Source organism: Acutalibacter intestini (assembly GCF_034334985.1).
Lineage (GTDB): Bacteria > Bacillota > Clostridia > Oscillospirales > Acutalibacteraceae > Acutalibacter > Acutalibacter intestini.
The window spans coordinates 89,029-108,418 of record NZ_JAWXXL010000003.1 but is presented as its reverse complement, the minus strand read 5'-3'; the positions used below and the strand labels follow the sequence as shown (position 1 = coordinate 108,418).

Below are 19,390 nucleotides of genomic sequence, written 5' to 3'. Positions count from 1 at the left end.
GGGCGGCTGATTACGGCCTCTCCTCTTGGGGGCCTGTCTGCTTACTTTCCGCTCTTCTAAAAATCTCGCTTCGCTGGTTTTACAATATTTTTTGGGCGGCTGATTACGGCCTCTCCTCTTGGGGGCCTGTCCGCTTACTTTCCTCTCTTCTAAAAATCTCGCTTCGCTGGTTTTACAATATTTTTGGGGCGGCTGATTACGGCCTCTCCTCTTGGGGGCCTGTCCGCTTACTTTCCTCTCTTCTAAAAATCTCGCTTCGCTGGTTTTACAATATTTTTTGGGCGGCTGATAAGGGCCTCTCCTCTTGGGGGCCTGTCTGCTTACTTTCCTCTCTTCTAAAAATCTCGCTTCGCTGGTTTTACAATATTTTTTGGCGGCTGATTACGGCCTCTCCTCTTGGGGGCCTGTCTGCTTACTTTCCGCTCTTCTAAAAATCTCGCTTCGCTGGTTTTACAATATTTTTTGGGCGGCTGATTACGGCCTCTCCTCTTGGGGGCCTGTCTGCTTACTTTCCGCTCTTGTAAAAATCTCGCTTCGCTGATTTTTACAATTTGCTGGCTAGCTGGGCGGCGCGCGTCTATGCTCCCTTTTTATCTTGGGGATCTGGGCCGGGCAGGCGTTTCCCGGTTTTACTTTCGCGCCGCCGCAAGGACAAGGTCGCCTCCGGCGGCCAGGGCTTCTCGCCCTGGACCTCGGCAGGAGCATTGCCCCTGCACCCTTCTATCTGCCGGTCTTTTCTGGCGCTTCCTTTCTTTTACACACTATTCTCTTAGGAGTGATTCATCATGTATCGTACCCACAACTGCGGCGAGCTCCGCCTCTCTCACACCGGGCAAACCGTCACCCTTACCGGCTGGCTGGAAAACCTCCGTGAGGTGGGCGGCGGCGTGGCCTTTTTGGTACTACGGGACTTCTTCGGCACCACCCAGGTGGTCATTGAAACCCCGGACCTGCTGGCCCAGGTAAAACCCCTGAACAAAGAGACCACCATCGCCGTGACCGGCTCTGTCCGGGAACGCACCAACAAAAACCCCAAGATCCCCACCGGCGATATTGAAATAGCTCCCAGCGAAATCCAGGTCCTGGGCCGCTGCCGCTACAACGAGCTGCCCTTTGAGATCAACTTCTCCCGGGACGCCGACGAGGCCCAGCGCCTGCGCTACCGCTACCTGGACCTGCGGAATCCCCAGGTAAAGGGCAATATCGTCCTGCGCAGCCGGGTGGTCAGCGCCCTGCGCCACGCTATGGAGGACCAGGGGTTTTTGGAGATCACCACCCCCATCCTCACCGCCTCCTCCCCAGAGGGGGCCCGGGACTACCTGGTGCCCTCTCGCAAGCACCCGGGCAAGTTCTACGCCCTGCCCCAGGCGCCCCAGCAGTTCAAGCAGCTGCTGATGGCCTCTGGCTTTGACAAGTACTTCCAGATCGCCCCCTGCTTCCGGGACGAGGACGCCCGGGGGGACCGGTCGCCAGGCGAGTTCTACCAGCTGGATATGGAGATGGCTTTCGCCACCCAAGAGGATGTGTTCGCCGTGCTGGAAAAGGTGCTGCCCCCAGTCTTTCAGCAGTTCGGCTGCTACAGCCGGACCAGCAGCGGACCCTTTGTGCGCATCCCCTACCTACAGGCCATGGAGGACTACGGCAGCGACAAGCCCGACCTGCGCATTGACCTAAAGCTGCGGGACGTCACCGGTTTATTGGGCGGCTGCGGCTTTGGCCCCTTTGAAAACGCGGTGGTCAAGGCCGTACCTGTAAGCGGCTGCGCCCTGGCCCGCAAGGCCATTGACAAAATCTGCGCCGAGGTAGAGGTGCAGACCGCCCAGAAAGTCTACTGGTTCAAGGTGGACGAGAAGGGGGAGATTGTCGGGGGCATCGCCAAGTTCATGAACAGCGACCCCGCCCTGGCCGCAAAAGTCATAGACGCGTTAGAGCTAAAGCCCGGGGCCCTGGTCATGCTGGCCGCAGGCCCCAAAGCCGCGGCCCAAAAGACCGCCGGCGTGGCCCGCAGGCTGCTGGGGGCCGCCTGCCCGGAGCATATGGACGAGGACCAGTACGCCCTGTGCTGGATTGTGGACTTCCCCATGTATGAGATTGGCGAGGAGAGCGGCCAGCTGGAGTTTGGCCACAACCCCTTCTCCATGCCCAACGGCGGCATGGAGGCCCTCTTAAAGGCCGAGCGGGGCGAGCTGGACCCCCTGGACCTGCGGGCCTGCCAGTACGACCTGGTGTGCAACGGCTACGAGCTGGCCTCTGGCGCGGAGCGGAACTATGACCCGGAGATTATGGTAAAGGCTTTCCAGCTGGTGGGCCTGACCGAGGAGGACGTGCGGGGCAAGTTCCCGGCCATGTACAGTGCTTTTTGCTACGGCGCGCCCCCCCACGCGGGCGCGGCCCCTGGAGTGGACCGGCTGATTATGCTGCTCACCGGCGAGAGCTACATTCGGGAGGTCATCGCCTTCCCCATGAACCAGAGCGCCCAGGACGTGATGATGGGCGCTCCCAGCCAGGTGACCGAGGCACAACTGCGGGAACTGAATATAGCGGTGACAAAAGAGGAGGAGTAAGGGCGGCTTCTCTTAGAAAACACTGGCGGCGCGGGGCCTTGCGGGGCCCCTTTGCCATACCTATATTTTGGGTTATATCTCTGGGATGATTTTTTATTCACACAAGATATAGTGCAAAGCATAGAAAGAAGGTATTGACAGCCCGGCGCTTTTGTCTTATAATAAAAACTGTGCCCTCCCAGGGAAGCTTTCTCCCGGGGGCGTTCTCCAGGGGCTTTTGTCCCGCGCCATTACCGAAACTACCGCTGCATTTAGCTTAAACATATCAGGGAGTTGAATCCATCAAGATGCCAAACATCATTGTCAAACGCAACGGCCAAGAGGTCAAATTCGACGCCACCAAAATTCGCAACGCCATCTTCAAGGCCAACGTCCGCCTGGCCGCCGAACGCTTTACCGAGGCCGACCTGGACCAGCTGACCGCCCAGGTGGTGGCAGAGCTGGAAAAAATGAAGGAAACCCCCACTGTAGAGCGCACCCAGGATATTGTGGAGGAAAAGCTCATCACCGCCGGGTACGCCAAAACCGCCAAGGCCTATATTCTCTACCGGGCCCAGCACCAGCGCCTGCGGGAAATGGACGACGAGCTGGTGAAAATCTACTCGGCCCTCACCTTTGTCCCCGCCGAGGACGTGGACCTGAAGCGGGAAAACGCCAATATTAACGCGGACACCGCCATGGGCACCATGCTGAAGTATGGGTCCGAGGGAGCCAAGAGCTTTTATGACAAGTACGTCATCCCCCCCCACCTGACCAAAGCCGACGAGGAGGGGGACATCCACATTCATGACAAGGATTTCTACACCCTTACCGAGACCTGCTGCCAGATTGACCTGATCAAGCTGTTCAAAAACGGGTTCTCCACTGGCCACGGCTACCTGCGGGAGCCAAAGGACATCCGCAGCTACGCGGCCCTGGCCTGCATTGCCATTCAGGCCAACCAAAACGAGATGCACGGGGGCCAGAGCGTGCCCATCTTCGACTACTCCATGGCCCTGGGGGTGGACGCCACCTATAACAAGGAGTATTTTAAGGCCCTCACCCAGTTCTTTCAGCTTATGAAGGTCATGCCCCACGGCCAGGCCGAGGCCATGGTAGAGGCCGCCCGGGTGGCCCTGCACAGCAAGGTTACCATGAAGAACGTGGACCAGTATGCAGAGCGCTTTGCCAAATTCCTGCCCAAGCACCAGAAAGACAGCGGCTTTGAAGAGGTCACCTGGGAGGAGGCCAGCGACGCTGCGGCCTATGCCAAAGAGACCGCCTGGCGGGAGACGGACAAGGCCACCTATCAGGCCATGGAGGCCCTGGTGCACAACCTGAACACCATGAACTCCCGGGCAGGGGCCCAGGTGCCCTTCTCCTCTCTGAACTACGGCACCGACACCAGCGAGCAGGGCCGCATGGTCATCCGCAACCTGCTGCTGGCCACCGAGGCCGGCCTGGGAGACGGGGAGACGCCCATCTTCCCGGTGCAGATCTTCAAGGTAAAGGAAGGGGTCAACTATAGCGAGGGCGACCCCAACTACGACCTGTTCAAACTGGCCATGCGGGTCTCCGCCAAGCGGCTGTTTCCCAACTTCAGCTTTATTGACGCGCCCTTTAACCTGCAATACTACAAGGCCGGGGACTACGACACCGAGGTGGCCTATATGGGCTGCCGCACCCGGGTGATGGGCAATGTCCACGACCCGGACCGCCAGACCACCTGCGGCCGGGGCAACCTAAGCTTTACCTCTGTCAACCTGCCCCGCATCGGCATTGAGGCCAAGGGGGACGTGAAAAAGTTCTACACCATCCTGGATGAGCGCATCGCTATGTGCGTAGAGCAGCTTTTGCACCGCTTCAAAATTCAGTGCAGCAAAAAAGCCTATAACTACCCCTTCCTCATGGGACAGGGGGTGTGGATCGACTCGGAGAAGCTGGACCGCAACGACTCCGTGGCCGAAGTCTTAAAGCACGGCACCCTCTCGGTGGGCTTCATCGGCCTGGCCGAGACCCTAAAGGCCCTGACCGGCAAGCACCACGGGGAAAGCGAGGAGAGCTACAAGCTGGGGCTGGAGATCATCACCTATATGCGCAAAAAGATGGACGGCCTCTCGAAAGAGACGGGGCTGAACTTCACCCTGCTGGCCACCCCGGGCGAAGGGCTTTCCGGCACCTTTACCCGCATTGACAAAAAGAAGTTTGGGATCATCCCCGGGGTCACGGACCGGGATTACTACACCAACTCCTTCCACATTCCCGTGTACTATCCCATCAGCGCCTTTGAGAAAATCCAGAAAGAGGCCCCTTTCCACGCCCTGACCAACGCGGGGCACATCAGCTATGTGGAGCTGGACGGGGACGTCTGCAAGAATATCGACGCCTTTGAGAGCGTGATCCGCTGCATGAAAGAGGCCGGGGTGGGCTACGGCTCGGTGAACCACCCGGTGGACCGGGACCCGGTTTGCGGGTATAACGGCATCATCGATGAGGTCTGCCCCCGGTGCGGCCGCCACGCGGGAGAGGGCGTGCCCCTGGAGAAGCTGGAGGAACTGCGGAAAAAGTACCACGACGTACCGGACTATTCCAGCCTTATCAGCTAAAAATAGAGGGAATGAGGTCTTTTGGCCCAAAAGCGGTGAATTGCAAGGAGAAAGCCGCGGGCTGTACCGCCAGCGAGAGGGGCTGACCCCGAAAGAGTCCGCTTTCTTGGTAAAAAGGCGGCGCTTGTGATTGTTCCAACAAGTTCTAATACCCCTTTGACAAAATCTTATATTTTTGATATAATTTACTTATAAGGAGGAACTAACTATGTCTAACACTTCTAAGAAAAACGCCATGATTTCCGGCACGGATCAAATCACTGTGGGCGAGGGCCGCGACTTCGAGCGCATTCGCCGCATTACCGGCTACCTGGTGGGCACCACGGACCGCTGGAACAACGCCAAACGCGCCGAGGAGCGGGACCGGGTAAAGCACTCCCTGGCCAGCCGGGGTTAACCCCCGCTATATTTCGGGAAAGGAAGGTCGTACATGAATATCCTGCTTGTAAACGACGACGGTATTAACGCCTCTGGCCTTTGGGCCCTTTCGGGCGCGTTAATGCGCAGTCACATGGTCACTGTGGCAGCCCCCACCCAAAACCGCAGCGCGGTGGGCCATGGCGTCACCCTGCACGAGCCGCTTTTTGCCCACAGCGCGGACTTTCCCCATGGGGTAACGGCCTGGTCTGTTTCCGGCACTCCTGCCGACTGCACCCGCCTGGGCCTGCTGAACTTTGCCCCCGGCCCGGTGGACCTGGTGATTTCCGGCCCCAACAACGGCCAGAACACCGCCCTGGACGTGCCTTATTCCGGCACGGTAGCCGCCGCCCTGGAGGCCGCCATGATGGGCGTAAAAGCCATTGCCCTTTCCGCCCCCCAGGGCACGGACGAGCAGCTGATTGTTGAGACCTTTCTATGCCTGTTTGACCTACTGGACATTGAAAACGACTTTGACCAGGTGCTAAACATTAACATACCGGGCCTGCCCATTCAGCAAATCAAGGGCATCCGCTGGGCCCCTCTGGGCAGCAACCCCTGGAAAGGCACTTATGAATACCGGACCTCGCCCAATGGGCAGAGCTACTACTGGCCGCCCTCCCTGTGCCCCAAGCACACCCCAGGTGAAACCGATGACTGGAACAGCCTGAACGACGGTTACGTAACCCTTACGCCCCTAACCTATCGGCAAGAGCAGTCCATTGAAAACCGCCGCCCCATCCCCTGGCAATAGCAGCCGCCCAGCGCAAGCAACGTGACGTTGCATCCAATGTCGCGGGGGCGTTCGCTTGGGCTCACTTGCCGGTGTTAGCTTCTGGCCCAGCCAGCGCGGACAGGGGCCGAAGGAGTGGGGCCCGTATTGGCTAAAGAGATACATAAAGAAAGGCCCATGCCGGGAGCGTCACGCTGCCCGGGAGTTTCCAGAGGAACGCGCTGGCTATGCTAACGGTTTACACCTGCGAGTGAGCCAGGGCGAACGACTCCGCGACTAAAGGTGCAGCGCTTGCGCTGCCCGGGAGTTTCCAGAGGAACGCGCTGGCTATGCTAACGGTTTACACCTGCGAGTGAGCCAGGGCGAACGACTCCGCGACTAAAGGTGCAGCGCTTGCGCTGCCCGGGAGTTTCCAGAGGAACGCGCTGGCTATGCCAATGGTTTACACCTGCGAGTGAGCCAGGGCGAACGACTCCGCGACTAAAGGTGCAGCGCTTGCGCTGCCCGGGAGTTTCCAGAGGAACGCGCTGGCTATGCTAACGGTTTACACTGACGAGGGCGCAGCTTTGCCCGACTCCGCGACATTGGATGCAACGTCACGTTGCCCGCGACATTGGGTGCAGCGCTTGCGCTGCTGCGCTGTGGAAAGGATGTTTATGACTCTTCAAGTGGCAGGTATTGTAAAGGAATCGATTGTGGATGGCCCTGGTATACGTTATGCGGTGTTTGTCCAGGGCTGCCCGCACCATTGCCCTGGATGCCATAACCCCCAGTCTCTGCCCTTTCAAGGGGGGCGCGAGATGGACACCCAGGACATTTTTGCCCAGTTTCAAGGGAATCCCATCCTAAAGGGTATCACCCTTAGCGGGGGCGAACCCTTTTGCCAGCCAGAGCCCCTGGCCCACCTGGCCCGGCTGGTGCACGGCACGGGCAAAGACGTGGTGGTGTACACAGGCTATACCTATGAGGAGCTGCTGGACCTGCCCAGCCCTGGGGTAAAGGCCCTGCTGGACGAAACCGACCTGCTGGTGGACGGCCCCTTTATAGAGGCAAAGCGCAATTTGGAGCTTTCTTTTCGCGGCAGCGAAAACCAACGGCTGATCGACCTAAAAAGGACCCGGACCAGTGGCCAGGTGGCGCTGTGGGAGCCCATACATTGAATTTATTAAGGAGAAAGCCAGATGTTATACGGCATTTACTACGCCTACTGGGAGCAGGAATGGGGCGGAGACTTTATCCCCTATGTGGAAAAAGTGAAAAGGCTGGGGTTCGATATTTTAGAGGTGGCCTGCCAGAAGTTGACCGAGGCCAGCGACCAGTATTTGCTGGAGCTGCGGGAAAAGGCCCAGGAGGCTGGAATTATTTTAACCGGCGGCTACGGCCCCAGCCGCGCCTATCATATCGCGGACTCCGACCCAGCGGTGGTAAAGGCCGCCTTTGCCAAATACCAGGGCATCTTTGAGAAGATGAAGCTGGCAGGCATAGAAAAGCTGGGCGGGGGGCTGTACTCCTATTGGCCAGCGGACTACTCTGTTCCCCCAGACAAGCCTGGAGACCTGCGGCGTAGCGTGGCAAATACCCGCGCCCTGGCAGATATGGCGGCGGACTACGGCATTACCCTGGGTATGGAGGTTTTGAACCGTTTCGAGGGGTATCTGCTAAACACCTGCCAGGAGGCTGTAGACTTTGTGGTTCAGGTGGACCGGCCCAACGTAAAGGTGATGCTGGACACTTTCCACATGAACATTGAAGAGGACTCCTTTGGGGCAGCCATCCGCCTGGCGGGGCCGTATCTTGGGCACCTGCATGTGGGCGAGGCCAACCGCCGCCCGCCCTTCCCCGGCGGACGCATCCCCTGGGAGGAGATTGGGGAGGCCCTGGGTGATATTGGCTATACCGGCACAGTGGTGATGGAGCCCTTTGTGCGCATGGGCGGAACTGTGGGGCGGGATATTCGGGTGTGGCACGACCTATCCCAGGGCTGCCCAGAGGAAAAGCTGGACCAGGACGCCGCCGCCGCAGTGCGCTACCTGCGGGGGCTTTGGGGATAATGGCGAAAACCACCGCCCCGGCGCAAAAAGAGCTTGCATTTTGGCCGGGTTTGTGGTATGATACATGTTGTATAGTGATGGGTAAGGAGGTGTTACGCTTTGCCAAACATCAAATCTGCAAAAAAGCGCGTGAAGGTCATTGCTACAAAGACCCTGCAAAATAAGGCTGTTAATTCCCAGCTCAAGACGCAGATCAAGAAGGCTAACGTGGCCATTGAGACCAATGCCAGCGATAAAGCCGCCGTTGTGTGCGCAGCTGTGAAGAAAATAGACCAGGCCGCTGCAAAGGGCATTATCCACAAAAATAACGCCGCCAGAAAGAAAGCCGCTTTAGACAAAAAGCTGCACGCCGGTGCGTAAGCTCCGTTTCCTTTTTGTCTCGTCCTGTTGTGATACAGGCTCTATAAATTCGGCCGCAGGGCTTGGGGTTCGTTTTTCGCAAACGAACGCCCGGGCCTTTTCTGTTTATAGGGCGCCTTTGAAGTTTTAAGGAGATGGAAACAGGGCGGTGGGTTTTCGATTTTTCAAACAATTTTCAGTTGTTCACAAGTTTTATATTGACTTTTCCCACAAAAATGAGTATGATTTACATAGAGTCTATTCTTTGGGCGGAAAACGGCCCTTTAGCCGCAATAAACGCCGCCTTTTGGCAAATACTATTTTTCTGCCAGCCTTGCTTCATTCCTGAAAAGAAAGAGGGTCACCACCATGAAAAAAGGGACAAAAATTTCTCTGTTCATCGGTATCATTACCGCCATTGCGGCCGTCGCGGCCTCTATCACTGCGCTGCTGCTCTACCTGGACCACAAAAAGGACGAGGAAGAGCTGGAACACTATCTGGACTGCTCCATCCAGTAAAGGCCCAAAAATCAGGCCCTGCGGCCCTTGTACGGGTGCTTGTCATTTTCGTTATGGCATCATCCGTCCGGCGGGGGCTGGTAAACAGGATAACGGGTATTCGGTGAAAGCCGGGCACCCGTTATTTTTTGCCCATGGATAAAAGCAAGGTCATTCGCCCACATTTTACCAACGATGGAGCCAGAAATGGGCAAGACAAAATCGTTTCAGCCGTCTCACAGCGCTGCGATGAACAGGGAATGTTTTTGCGGGCGTGTCCAAAGGGAATATTTTGGGGTGATTATTATGCTATGAAGTAGCAAATGGTCTCCGGCAGGGAAGAGTTTGCATCCTCATTGATTTATTTACACATGCATGATATAATGAGGGAGTATATAAGCACAGAGGACGGCTTTACAGGGATACTATATAAAAAGCTTTTGAAGCGCAATCATTACTGATTTCTTGATGCCATTGAGAAGATCTGCGGGACGCTTCATAATGGTGTTGAGGATATTCTCGATTTTTATGATGAACCCAGGGAAGGACAAGACAATGCCTGATATAAACGCATTACTTGATTCTATGGTCAATCGCCTTTTTGAAGAGGATTGCCTTGAATGTATGAAGCGAATTCCAGACGCCGCTATTGACATGATTCTTTGCGATTTGCCCTATGGAATGACTCAAAATCAGTGGGATAGCTATATTCCATTAGATTTGCTTTGGGAACAATATTTACGAATTATCAAACCAAACGGGGCCATTGTGCTTACTTCCCAAGGACTGTTTACCGCAAGATTAATTCTTAGCCAGCCAAAGTATTACAAATATAAATGGATCTGGGAAAAATCAAAACCCACAAATTTTCTCAATGCCAAAAAGCAGCCTTTAAGAAAGCACGAAGACGTCTGTGTGTTTTATAAAAAGCAGCCAACGTATCATCCGCAAATGACAAAAGGGGAGCCGTATGACAAAGGGGTTAGAAAAGATCAATTAAGCGGCAGTTATGGAGATTTTCAGCCTGTCCATGTTACCAGCGAAGGGGAACGCTACCCCACTGACATTATTTATGTTAAAACCGCTGAATGCGAAGGCGAGGTGGTCCACCCTACCCAAAAGCCCATTGAGCTGGGCCGATACTTTATTCGTACCTATTCAGACCCTGGAGATGTAGTTCTGGATAATACATTTGGAAGCGGTTCCTTTTTGGTTGCCGCCCTTATGGAAGGCCGCAACTTTATTGGCATTGAAAAAAATGAAGATGTCGCTTTATTCAAAAAGGATGAAATCAACTACATTGAGGTCGCAAAACGGCGCCTGTTTTTGGCCTGGGAACGTTTGGACCAAGAGACGCGGCAGCATATTGCACAAACCAATCTCATAAAAGATTTTACAGAAAAGGCAGGGATTACTGTGGGAGCGACCCTCCGAAAAAACGAACGCAGTTGGGCAATAGAACTGATCTCAAAAATCAATGCTATTACCTCTGCCAATGATTTGATGATCAAGCGGGCTGGGGGTGAAAGCACCATTTCCACCGGGCGGGGAAACGCCATGTTTCCCGATGTCATTCTTTACGGGAACCAGGAGCAGAACATCATTTTACAGGGTTGGGAACTTAAGATGCCTGATGTGCCCATTGAGGATGAAACCTTCATCAAAGATGCGCAGCGAAAAGCCATTGCCCTAAATTTGAATAGTTGTTTAATTTGGAACTTCTCCTACGCGGTTCTTTACATAAGGGACGACCAAAACAATTTTACAAAGTTCAAGCAATGGGACGCAACCAGCCATATTCATTCTAGAGCAGATGTGGAGACATATCGTGGGGATTGGGAAAAGCTTCTGGAACGAATTATCCTTGAGATTAACGGCTATTTTGTATCCGGCCAATTTCGCAATGCCAGTTTTAGGGACGTTATTTCTGAAAGCATGATGGCAACCCTTATTCTTCGGAATAAGGACGCCGTAGCGGATGCTCTAAAAGCGGCTGCTTTCCGCGACTCGGTTATGGCGGCTTATATTGACCGCTGGTGGATGGGAATTAAATCGGAATACGAGCATGACGAAACGGACAAATACAAAGCCTATGCAAAAACCATTATTTTGAATTGGTCAAACCGCATTATCTTTGCTCATGTCATTAAAAACAGACAAAATAGCGCGTTGATGATTCATGATCTTGATTACGCCACCACACCCAATGGAGCAAACGAAATTTTCAAAAAAATTACATCCAGATGCGATTTTTACAATGTGTTTTCCCCAATCAGGTACGATGACGTTTTGCCAGACATGTCTTGGCAGGATTTTGTGGAGTTTTCAAACTTTTTGAAGGATAATGGAATCGAAAAGCTTAACCAAGAGGCCTTACAAAACATCTTGGAGGGAACTGTCGCAACAAGCAAACGGGCTATGAATGGGCAGTATACAACGCCGCCTGAATTGGCAAACCTGCTTGTCCGTTTAGCCGTAAAAGATTGGGCGGATACCGTATTGGATTGCTGCTGTGGAACCGGAACGATTTCAAAGGCTGTTATTCAGATTAAAAAAGAGCGGCTTTCTCCCAAAGACGCCGTTGAAACGGTGTGGGCCTGCGATAAATACCAATATCCTTTGCAAATCGCGAATCTTAGCATGACAGACGCGGATACCATCCATCTTGCTAACCGGCTGTTTCAGCACAACGCGCTTTCTTTATCCATTGGGGACGATGTGGCAATTGTCAACCCAGAAACAGGCAAGGAAATGCATCTTTCCCTTCCCGCTTTTGGATCAGTAGTTTCTAATTTTCCCTTTGTCCCCTTCGAGATCATTCCAGAGGACGACAAGGATGAGATATCAAACATGGAATGGGTCGGCGAACTGAATGTAAGATCAGATTTGTATTGCTATATTGCCGCAAAGATCGCCGATGTGCTTAAGCCGGGCGGTACGCTGGGCATGATTGTTTCCAATTCATGGCTTGGCACCAACGCGGGCGTTGAGTTTATTGAGGTCTTAAAGCAACGATATCATATTAAACAAGTTCATATCAGCGGAAAGGGCCGCTGGTTTAAGAACGCCGATGTTGTGACAACCATCATTGTATTAGAGAAGAAGTCCAACACCCCAAGCCCTCATACAGATTTCTGGCTTTGGAAACGGTCTTTGGAAGATTTATCAAGGGACCCTGATGGGGAAAAAACTCTGCTAAATTCCGCTTTACTTGGAACAGAAATTGACAAAACCGTTTCCAAACTGTCAAGGTATTCTCAAAAACAGATAGAGGACATTTTAAGCCTCAATGTTTGTTATAACACACTATTTCACAACGTGGAATGGTTACTGGATGTAAAAGACAAGATGGTTCCTCTTAACAAAGTTTTTCGTGTTTTTAGAGGAAGCCGCCGTGGGTGGGACGCCTTATTCTACCCACAAAAAGGGCAGCACAGAATTGAAAACACCTATTTAAAAAAGGTCCTGATCAATGCAAGAAATGTAACCGGGCTTACCGCAACCGCGGACCACGACGCGTTTTGCTGTAACGCGTCTTTAAGCGAATTAAAGGCACTTGGGCACACCGGCGCATTGGAATGGATTTCTAAATTTGCCGACCAAAAAAACGGTGTTGGAGAACCGCTGCCAAGCGTTTTGAAGAGAAAGGGAATGGAATGGTACACGCTGCAAGACCATGAGATCGCGGAGATATTTACCATGATGAATCCCGACCAAAGACTGTTCTTTGCAAAATTTGAAACTCCGTCTTTTGTGAACCAGAGGTTGATTGGTCTAACACATAAGGCGGCCTATCCCGATGAAGAGCTGAACCATGCTTTGCTGAACTCAATATTCACGATGTTTTATATTGAAGCCTCGGGTTTTGGGCGGGGGCTTGGGGTTTTAGATATAAACAAAGACAATATCGCAAATTGTTATATGCTAAACCCGAAGTTGGTAAGCGCTTCGGACCGCCAAAAAATTTTGGAGGCTTTTGAAAAACTGAAAGCAAGAAAAATTAAGAAAGTCTCTGAAGAACTATGTGATAAAACCCGTTCCGCTTTTGAGTATGAGGTTCTGCGCAGTTTTGGCATGGATGAATACTTTGATAAGATAAAATCTTCGCTTCTTTCTATGCAGGAGGCAAGAGCAACCGCCAGGGAATAGTATAAAAATAGAGGCGATCAACCATATAAGTTGGTCGCCTTCTATTATGCTAAACAGAAACAGCTATCATGGGAGAAATATTCACAGAAAAGGGGGAGCAATACCATCCGCTGGAAGTCCCGGACAAGTTCCGCCGCGGAATATTTGTATTTCTTAATGGCCTTGCGGGCTTCCTCCTCATAAAACAACGGCGAAAACAGAAAACGGCAGGCCAAAGCCATGCCGCTCCTGAAAAAACCATGGTCCTCTCTTAGGCCTCTAACCGCTTGCCGCAAGCCGGTCTTTATGACTTATCCCGAGACTTGGACAGAAGCGCGGCTAAATAGCCGAAAAACACCGCCGCCGTGGTGCCCGCCGCGCCTGCTGTAAGGCCGCCGGTAAAAACTCCTATAAACCCCTGTTCCACCACAGCCTTGCGAACCCCTTCGGACAGCGCCCAGCCAAAGCCGCACAGGGGCACCGTGGCCCCGGCCCCAGCATAGTCTACCAGGGGGCCATACAGCCCCAGGCCCCCCAGCAACACCCCCAGAGTGACAAACAGCACCATGATACGGGCAGGGGTCAGCTTGGTCAAATCAATAAGCAGCTGGCCCACTACGCAAATAGCGCCCCCCACCCAAAACGCGTTGAGATATTCCAAAAAAATCCCTCCTTTGGCAATAGCCTTTCCAGGCAGCGGAAAGATATGCACCGGGCGGGCCATGTCTGCTCATTTCTTATCTTTCTGTCTCTGGGCCCAGACAAGCCGCCAGCTGGCCCAGGTCGCCAAACACTAGGTCCGGCTTTATCTTACTGCCGGCCAGCATCTCCGGGGTGGTCTCGCCGCTCATCACCAAAATGGAGGTCACCCCGCTGCCCGCCGCCACGGCAATGTCTGTATACAGCCGGTCCCCCACCACAGCCAGCTCCTCCCCCCGGCGGCCAGTTTTTTCCAGCAGATAGTTCAGGGTGTGGGCCGAGGGCTTGCCAAAAAACTGGCACTGCACCCCGGTAGAGGCCCTCACCAGGGCCGCAATGGACCCGCAGTCTGGGATAAAGCCCCCCTCCACCGGGCAGTTCCAGTCCGGGTTTACCCCATACACCGGCGCGCCCCGGCGGATAAAATCGCAGGCCAGCCGCAGCTTCTCATAGGTCAGGGTGGTGTCAAAGCCCAGCACCACGTAGCCGGGGCTCGTGCTCTCCGGCTCAATGCCCGCCGCCCGGAAGTCCTCCCGCAGGGCGGGGGTCCCCACCACATAGGCCTGCTCTCCCGGGTGGTGGGCCAGCAGCCAGCGGAGAATCACCCCGTTAGAAATCAGCATCTTCTCCGGCGGCACGTCAATGCCCATGTCCCCCAGCTTTTGCAGATAGGCCTCTCGGTTTTTGGAGCTGTTATTGGTGAAAAAACAGTAGTCCCGGCCTGTGGCCAGCACCTTATGCAAAAAATCTTTGGTATAGGGAAACAGCCGGTCCCCCAGATAGATGGTGCCGTCCATATCCAGCACAAAGGTTTTAACAGCGTCCAGCCGGGATGCATCCATGGCGCGCCCTCCTCCTTTACTCTACTGTCACAGATTTGGCCAGGTTCCTGGGCTTGTCGATGTCGCAGCCCTTCATAGAGGCCACGTAATAGGCGAACAGCTGCAAGGGCAGAATGGACATGGAGGGCAGCATAAAGTCCGCTGTCTTTGGCACACAGAACTGGTAGTCCGTCTCCTGGGCCAGGCGCTGGCGCAGGTCCTCTGTGGTAATACCCAGCACCACCGCGCCCCGGGCCTTGACCTCCCGGATATTGGCCATCATCTTGTCAAACAGCTGCTCATAGGTGCAGATGGCAATGACCAAAGTGCCTTCCTCGATCAGGGAGATGGGCCCGTGCTTCAGCTCACCGCCGGTGTAGGCCTCGGAGTGGATGTAGGAGATCTCCTTCAGCTTCAGCGAAGCCTCTAAAGAGGCGGCGTAATCCACATTGCGACCGATAAAGTACATATCCTTGGCGTTAAAGTACTGGGAGGCAAAGTACTGGATGGTCTCCTTGTCCTCCAGGCAGGCCTGGGCCTTTTGGGGCAGGTCCTCCACCTGGGCAATGAGCTCTGCCAGCTGTTCCCTGGGCAGGGCGCCCAGTTCTTGGGCCATATACAATACGATCAGGTCCATCAGGGCCAGCTGGGTGCTGTAGGCCTTGGTAGAGGCCACGGCTATCTCCGGCCCGGCCCAGGTGTACAGCACGTCGTCCGCCTCGTTGGCAATGGTGCTGCCCACCACGTTTACCAGGGCCAGGGTGCGGGCCCCCTGGCGTTTGGCTTCCCGCAGGGCGGCCAGGGTATCGGCAGTCTCGCCGCTTTGGCTGATGATGATTACTAGGGTCCCCTGGTCCAGGATGGGCTCCCGGTAGCGGAACTCGGAGGCCACGTCCGTCTCAATGGGAATGCGCAGCAGCTTTTCAAAGGCGTACTTGGCCACAGCCCCCACATGGTACGAGGTGCCGCAGGCCACGATATACACCCGGTTAAGGTCCCGTATCTGCCGGGCGCTTAGCTCTATGCCGTCCAGCTGGACGCGCCCCTCTCGGACGCGGGGAAAGATGGTCTTTTGCAGGGCCTCGGGCTGCTCGCAAATCTCCTTCATCATAAAGTGTTCGTACCCGCCCTTTTCGGCGGCGGCCACGTCCCACTGGACCAGCTCGGGCTCCTTTTCCAGGGGGTCCAGGTCGCTGTCGAAAAAGCTGGCCCGGTCCCGCTCCAACACGGCGATCTCCCCGTCGTTCAGGCGGCAGATCCGCCGGGTGCGGCCCAAAATGGCGGTGACGTCCGAGGCGATAAAGTTCTCGCCCTCTCCCAGGCCCACAATCAGCGGGCTGTCCTTGCGCACCGCGAACACCTTTTCCGGGCACTGGGCGCAGAGGATGCCCAGGGCGTAGCTGCCCTCTACCCGGGCGGTGACCTGGCGGATGGCCTCCAGCACATCGCCCTTATAGTAATATTCCAGCATCTGGGCCACTACCTCGGTGTCCGTGTCCGAGGCAAAGGCCACCCCCCGGCGGGCCAGGTGATTTTTTAGGTACAGGTAGTTTTCGATAATGCCGTTGTGCACCACGGCAAACAGGCCCCCGTCGCTGACCTGGGGGTGGGAGTTCACGTCGCTGGGGGCCCCGTGGGTGGCCCAGCGGGTGTGGCCAATGCCCACCGTGCCGGGCAGCTTTTGTCCCTGGTCCAGCAGGCCCTTCAAGGCGGCCAGGCGGCCCTTGGACTTCACCACATGCAGGCCGGTGTCGTTGTACACCGCCACTCCGGCCGAGTCATAGCCCCGGTATTCCAGCTTTTCCAGGCCCTCCAACAATACGGGCGAGGCCTGGTCCTCCCCGATATAGCCAACGATTCCGCACATAGGCGTACCTCCAAGTGAATGATTTTGAGTAAAACGGCGGGGTGCCCGCGCTGCTGGTTTGTGTCTTTGGGTGATTTTATCGTAAACGCACTTAAAAACCGATACATGGCGATTTTCAAGCAGAGCGGCGCGGGCATCCCCGTGCCGCCAGGTTCCAAAGAGGTATCCCCTCTTTGGATCTGCGTTAACCATAAGGCACTGCCTCTTTAGGGACCACTCTGCGGCGGGTCTTTCCGCTGCGCCGCCTGGCGCAGTAGCTGGCGGGCCGGGCGGTTTTAGTTTGGGAATTTCGTGGCGCTGGCTCTTTGGGGGCATACTGCTGCGAGCCCGCTGTTTCGGCGGCGTTCCGCCGGCGAAAAGCGCTGCTTTTTTGCGGCGCGGGCGGGTGGGCCCCACTGAAAAACATATTGCTCTTTTGATTACTGCTCCCCGCTGATCTCTCCGCGCCGCTTAGGTCAAGGGATTAGGTCGCCTCCGGCGGCCAGGGCTTCTCGCCCTGGACCTCGGAAGGGGCCTCATGCCCCTTCACCGCGCTCTCGCTTCGCGTTCTGTTCCTCTGGCCCGCGCTTACTTTCTATAAATCATATGCTCCCGGCTGGGGCCGTTTGACACAATTGTTACCGGCACCCCCAGGCCCTTTTCCGCAAACTCCACGTACCGCCGGGCGTTCTCCGGCAGGTCCTCATACCGGGCGACCCCGCTGATATCGCACTTCCATCCAGGCAGCGTCTCCAGCACCGGCTTGCAGCGCTTCAGCTGGGCCGTGGGCGGGAAATAGTCGATGCGCTTGCCGTCCAGCTCATAGGCCACGCAGACCGGAATCTCGTCCAGATACCCCAGGGCGTCCAGCACGGTAAAGGCCACGTCTGTGGCCCCCTGCACCATGCAGCCGTACCGGGCGGCCACCAGGTCCAGCCAGCCCACCTGCCGGGGGCGGCCGGTGGTAGCCCCATACTCGCCCTTATCGCCGCCGTGCTGGCGCAGGGCCTCGGCCTCCTCGCCGAAGATTTCCGAGACGAACTCCCCGGCCCCCACCGCGCTGGAGTATGCCTTTACCACGCAGTAGATTTTCTGGATGGCATAGGGCGGGATGCCCCCCGCCCCCACCGCGCCGTAGCCAGCCAAAGGCGAAGAGGAAGTGGTCATGGGGTAAATGCCCATGTCCGGGTCCCGCAGAGAGCCCAGCTGGCCCTCCAGCAGAATGGTCTTGCCCTGTTTCACCGCATTGTACAGCAGGGCGGTGGTGTCCGCCACATAGGGGGCCAAAATCTCCTTATAGCCCATTAAAGTCTGGTAGATTTCCTCCCGGTCCAGGGGCGGGCGGTGGTACAGCTGGGTGTACAGCACGTTTTTCAGGCCCAGCACGTGGTCAATGCGCTCGTAGAGGCTGTCCTTATCGTCAAACAGGTCGCTGACCTGAAAGCCGATTTTGGCATATTTATCTGAGTAAAAGGGCGCAATGCCGGACTTGGTGGAGCCAAAAGCCTTATCTGCCAGGCGGGCCTCTTCCAGGCCGTCCAGCTCTTTGTGATAGGGCATCAGCACCTGGCAGCGGTTGGAAATTAAGAGATTGGGGGTGGGCACGCCGCCCTTCTCCACATATTTTAGCTCGTCGACGAAATTTTCCACCGACAAAGCCACGCCGTTGCCAATGATATTAATGATATTCTGCCTAAAAATGCCCGAGGGCAGCTGGTGCAGGGCGAAGCGGCCGTACTCATTGATAATAGTATGCCCCGCGTTAGAGCCGCCCTGAAAGCGGATGACGATGTCAGAATTTTCCGCCAGCGCGTCCGTAATTTTCCCCTTACCCTCATCGCCCCAGCAGGCGCCTACAATTGCTTTTACCATGTTGATCCTTGCCTTTCGATTTTTATAGTATTGCGGAGCGGCCTTTGGCTACCCCTTCTGCCGCCAGTTCTCCCGCTTCAGCGAGAGGTGCAGCAGGCCCTCTTCTTCTCTCTCCACCTGAAACCCCGCCGCCCGGTGAATACGCAGCGCCGCCTTTCGTTCTGGCTGAAAGCAGTTGGTTGCCTCCTGGGCGCCCATCTTGGCAAAGGCCTGGTCCAGCAGAAGAGCCAGACCCGCCTGGGCGCGGCCCCGGCCCCTGTGGGCGCTGTGCAGCACAATGCCTATTTCGTACACCCCGGGGGCGGTGGGGTACAGGCTTACCTCCCCTAAGAAGGCCCCCGCTTCTTCCAGGTAGGCGTAAAAGCGTCCGGGATCCTCCACCCAGCGGGCATACCAGGCGGCCCAGGCCTCCCTGGGGAAGTCTATGCAGCCGGTATCCTCATGATACCCGGCAAAGCCCAGTCCGCAGCCCTTATTATAGCTCATGGTGGCAGGGTCCGCCAGCAGAGCCTGGCGAAAGCCCAGCTCGTCTAATTGGGGGATGTAGAGTTGCATACAGGTTCCTTTCTTTGGGTGATTTGATAAATTTTTTGTCATAATGATACCCGGCAAAGCCCAGTCCACAGCCCTTATTATAGCTCATGGTGGCAGGGTCCGCCAGCAGAGCCTGGCGGAAGCCCAGCTCGTCTAATTGGGGGATGTAGAGCTGCATATGGGTTCCTTTCTTTGGGTAATTTGATAAATTATTTGTCATACGGAGCGGCCTTCGGCAGGGTCGCGGGGCTTTGCACCACACCCCATTTAGGAATCTTTTTGAAAAAAGCTTCTTAAAAATCC

17 protein-coding genes are annotated in these 19,390 nt (G+C 55.4%); 11 read left to right on the top strand and 6 right to left on the bottom strand.

The window, feature by feature from the left end:
• The 11 genes from U8U68_RS05100 to U8U68_RS05050 form a co-directional block, all read left to right on the top strand.
• A partial coding sequence (locus U8U68_RS05100) for a hypothetical protein (RefSeq protein ID WP_322199744.1) occupies positions 1 to 431 on the top strand: 431 nt, incomplete at its 5' end.
• A gap of 354 nt (positions 432 to 785) precedes the next feature.
• Positions 786 to 2,564: an aspartate--tRNA ligase gene (aspS, locus tag U8U68_RS05095; protein ID WP_322199743.1), complete on the top strand. Its 1,779-nt coding sequence runs from the start codon at positions 786 to 788 to the stop codon at positions 2,562 to 2,564.
• A gap of 287 nt (positions 2,565 to 2,851) precedes the next feature.
• A complete protein-coding gene (locus tag U8U68_RS05090) occupies positions 2,852 to 5,149 on the top strand; it encodes an anaerobic ribonucleoside triphosphate reductase (RefSeq protein ID WP_322199742.1) in 2,298 nt (765 codons plus the stop codon).
• A 208-nt stretch (positions 5,150 to 5,357) separates the two neighbouring features.
• Positions 5,358 to 5,546 (top strand): anaerobic ribonucleoside-triphosphate reductase, encoded by a 189-nt coding sequence (gene nrdD, locus U8U68_RS05085; RefSeq protein WP_322199741.1) that lies wholly within the window; start codon positions 5,358 to 5,360, stop codon positions 5,544 to 5,546.
• Positions 5,547 to 5,579: 33 nt separating this feature from the next.
• Positions 5,580 to 6,320: a 5'/3'-nucleotidase SurE gene (gene surE, locus U8U68_RS05080; RefSeq protein WP_322199740.1), complete on the top strand. Its 741-nt coding sequence runs from the start codon at positions 5,580 to 5,582 to the stop codon at positions 6,318 to 6,320.
• Positions 6,321 to 6,955: 635 nt separating this feature from the next.
• A complete protein-coding gene (nrdG, locus tag U8U68_RS05075; protein ID WP_322199739.1) occupies positions 6,956 to 7,459 on the top strand; it encodes an anaerobic ribonucleoside-triphosphate reductase activating protein in 504 nt (167 codons plus the stop codon).
• Between the two features lie 21 nt (positions 7,460 to 7,480).
• On the top strand, positions 7,481 to 8,350 hold the full coding sequence (locus U8U68_RS05070; RefSeq protein ID WP_322199738.1) for a D-psicose 3-epimerase: 870 nt from the start codon (positions 7,481 to 7,483) through the stop codon (positions 8,348 to 8,350).
• A gap of 99 nt (positions 8,351 to 8,449) precedes the next feature.
• Positions 8,450 to 8,710 (top strand): 30S ribosomal protein S20, encoded by a 261-nt coding sequence (rpsT, locus tag U8U68_RS05065; protein ID WP_322199737.1) that lies wholly within the window; start codon positions 8,450 to 8,452, stop codon positions 8,708 to 8,710.
• 348 nt (positions 8,711 to 9,058) lie between these two features.
• Positions 9,059 to 9,208 (top strand): hypothetical protein, encoded by a 150-nt coding sequence (locus U8U68_RS05060; RefSeq protein WP_322199736.1) that lies wholly within the window; start codon positions 9,059 to 9,061, stop codon positions 9,206 to 9,208.
• Positions 9,209 to 9,715: 507 nt separating this feature from the next.
• Complete coding sequence (locus U8U68_RS05055) at positions 9,716 to 13,336, top strand: DNA methyltransferase (RefSeq protein ID WP_322199735.1); 3,621 nt, start codon at positions 9,716 to 9,718, stop codon at positions 13,334 to 13,336.
• A 68-nt stretch (positions 13,337 to 13,404) separates the two neighbouring features.
• Complete coding sequence (locus tag U8U68_RS05050) at positions 13,405 to 13,590, top strand: hypothetical protein (RefSeq protein ID WP_322199734.1); 186 nt, start codon at positions 13,405 to 13,407, stop codon at positions 13,588 to 13,590.
• A gap of 29 nt (positions 13,591 to 13,619) precedes the next feature.
• Here U8U68_RS05050 and spoVAE read toward each other — a convergent pair whose 3' ends face one another.
• The 6 genes from spoVAE to U8U68_RS05020 all read right to left on the bottom strand — a co-directional run bounded on the left by spoVAE (position 13,620) and on the right by U8U68_RS05020 (position 19,265).
• On the bottom strand, positions 13,620 to 13,976 hold the full coding sequence (gene spoVAE / locus U8U68_RS05045) for a stage V sporulation protein AE (protein WP_322199733.1): 357 nt from the start codon (positions 13,974 to 13,976) through the stop codon (positions 13,620 to 13,622).
• Between the two features lie 76 nt (positions 13,977 to 14,052).
• Positions 14,053 to 14,856, bottom strand: coding sequence for an HAD-IIA family hydrolase (locus U8U68_RS05040; RefSeq protein ID WP_322199732.1), 804 nt, complete (start codon positions 14,854 to 14,856; stop codon positions 14,053 to 14,055).
• A 16-nt stretch (positions 14,857 to 14,872) separates the two neighbouring features.
• A complete protein-coding gene (gene glmS, locus U8U68_RS05035; RefSeq protein ID WP_322199731.1) occupies positions 14,873 to 16,702 on the bottom strand; it encodes a glutamine--fructose-6-phosphate transaminase (isomerizing) in 1,830 nt (609 codons plus the stop codon).
• A 567-nt stretch (positions 16,703 to 17,269) separates the two neighbouring features.
• Positions 17,270 to 18,553 carry an adenylosuccinate synthase gene (locus U8U68_RS05030; RefSeq protein WP_322199730.1) on the bottom strand — a complete coding sequence of 428 codons (1,284 nt, stop codon included), beginning with the start codon at positions 18,551 to 18,553 and terminating at the stop codon, positions 17,270 to 17,272.
• A gap of 48 nt (positions 18,554 to 18,601) precedes the next feature.
• Positions 18,602 to 19,108 carry a GNAT family N-acetyltransferase gene (locus U8U68_RS05025; protein ID WP_322199729.1) on the bottom strand — a complete coding sequence of 169 codons (507 nt, stop codon included), beginning with the start codon at positions 19,106 to 19,108 and terminating at the stop codon, positions 18,602 to 18,604.
• Positions 19,029 to 19,265, bottom strand: coding sequence for a hypothetical protein (locus U8U68_RS05020; protein WP_322199728.1), 237 nt, complete (start codon positions 19,263 to 19,265; stop codon positions 19,029 to 19,031). The genes U8U68_RS05025 and U8U68_RS05020 overlap by 80 nt, the downstream gene beginning before the upstream one ends.
• Positions 19,266 to 19,390 lie beyond the last annotated feature (125 nt).

What these genes read in the sequence shown, in the direction of transcription:
- U8U68_RS05090 (WP_322199742.1), top strand. Translation starts at nt 2,852, where the DNA reads ATGCCAAACATCATTGTCAAACGCAACGGCCAAGAGGTCAAATTCGAC.
- glmS (WP_322199731.1), bottom strand. Translation starts at nt 16,702, where the DNA reads ATGTGCGGAATCGTTGGCTATATCGGGGAGGACCAGGCCTCGCCCGTA.
- U8U68_RS05055 (WP_322199735.1), top strand. Translation starts at nt 9,716, where the DNA reads ATGATGAACCCAGGGAAGGACAAGACAATGCCTGATATAAACGCATTA.
- U8U68_RS05020 (WP_322199728.1), bottom strand. Translation starts at nt 19,265, where the DNA reads ATGCAGCTCTACATCCCCCAATTAGACGAGCTGGGCTTCCGCCAGGCT.
- U8U68_RS05025 (WP_322199729.1), bottom strand. Translation starts at nt 19,108, where the DNA reads ATGCAACTCTACATCCCCCAATTAGACGAGCTGGGCTTTCGCCAGGCT.
- nrdD (WP_322199741.1), top strand. Translation starts at nt 5,358, where the DNA reads ATGTCTAACACTTCTAAGAAAAACGCCATGATTTCCGGCACGGATCAA.
- U8U68_RS05070 (WP_322199738.1), top strand. Translation starts at nt 7,481, where the DNA reads ATGTTATACGGCATTTACTACGCCTACTGGGAGCAGGAATGGGGCGGA.
- U8U68_RS05030 (WP_322199730.1), bottom strand. Translation starts at nt 18,553, where the DNA reads ATGGTAAAAGCAATTGTAGGCGCCTGCTGGGGCGATGAGGGTAAGGGG.
- nrdG (WP_322199739.1), top strand. Translation starts at nt 6,956, where the DNA reads ATGACTCTTCAAGTGGCAGGTATTGTAAAGGAATCGATTGTGGATGGC.
- aspS (WP_322199743.1), top strand. Translation starts at nt 786, where the DNA reads ATGTATCGTACCCACAACTGCGGCGAGCTCCGCCTCTCTCACACCGGG.
- U8U68_RS05050 (WP_322199734.1), top strand. Translation starts at nt 13,405, where the DNA reads ATGGGAGAAATATTCACAGAAAAGGGGGAGCAATACCATCCGCTGGAA.
- surE (WP_322199740.1), top strand. Translation starts at nt 5,580, where the DNA reads ATGAATATCCTGCTTGTAAACGACGACGGTATTAACGCCTCTGGCCTT.
- U8U68_RS05040 (WP_322199732.1), bottom strand. Translation starts at nt 14,856, where the DNA reads ATGGATGCATCCCGGCTGGACGCTGTTAAAACCTTTGTGCTGGATATG.
- U8U68_RS05060 (WP_322199736.1), top strand. Translation starts at nt 9,059, where the DNA reads ATGAAAAAAGGGACAAAAATTTCTCTGTTCATCGGTATCATTACCGCC.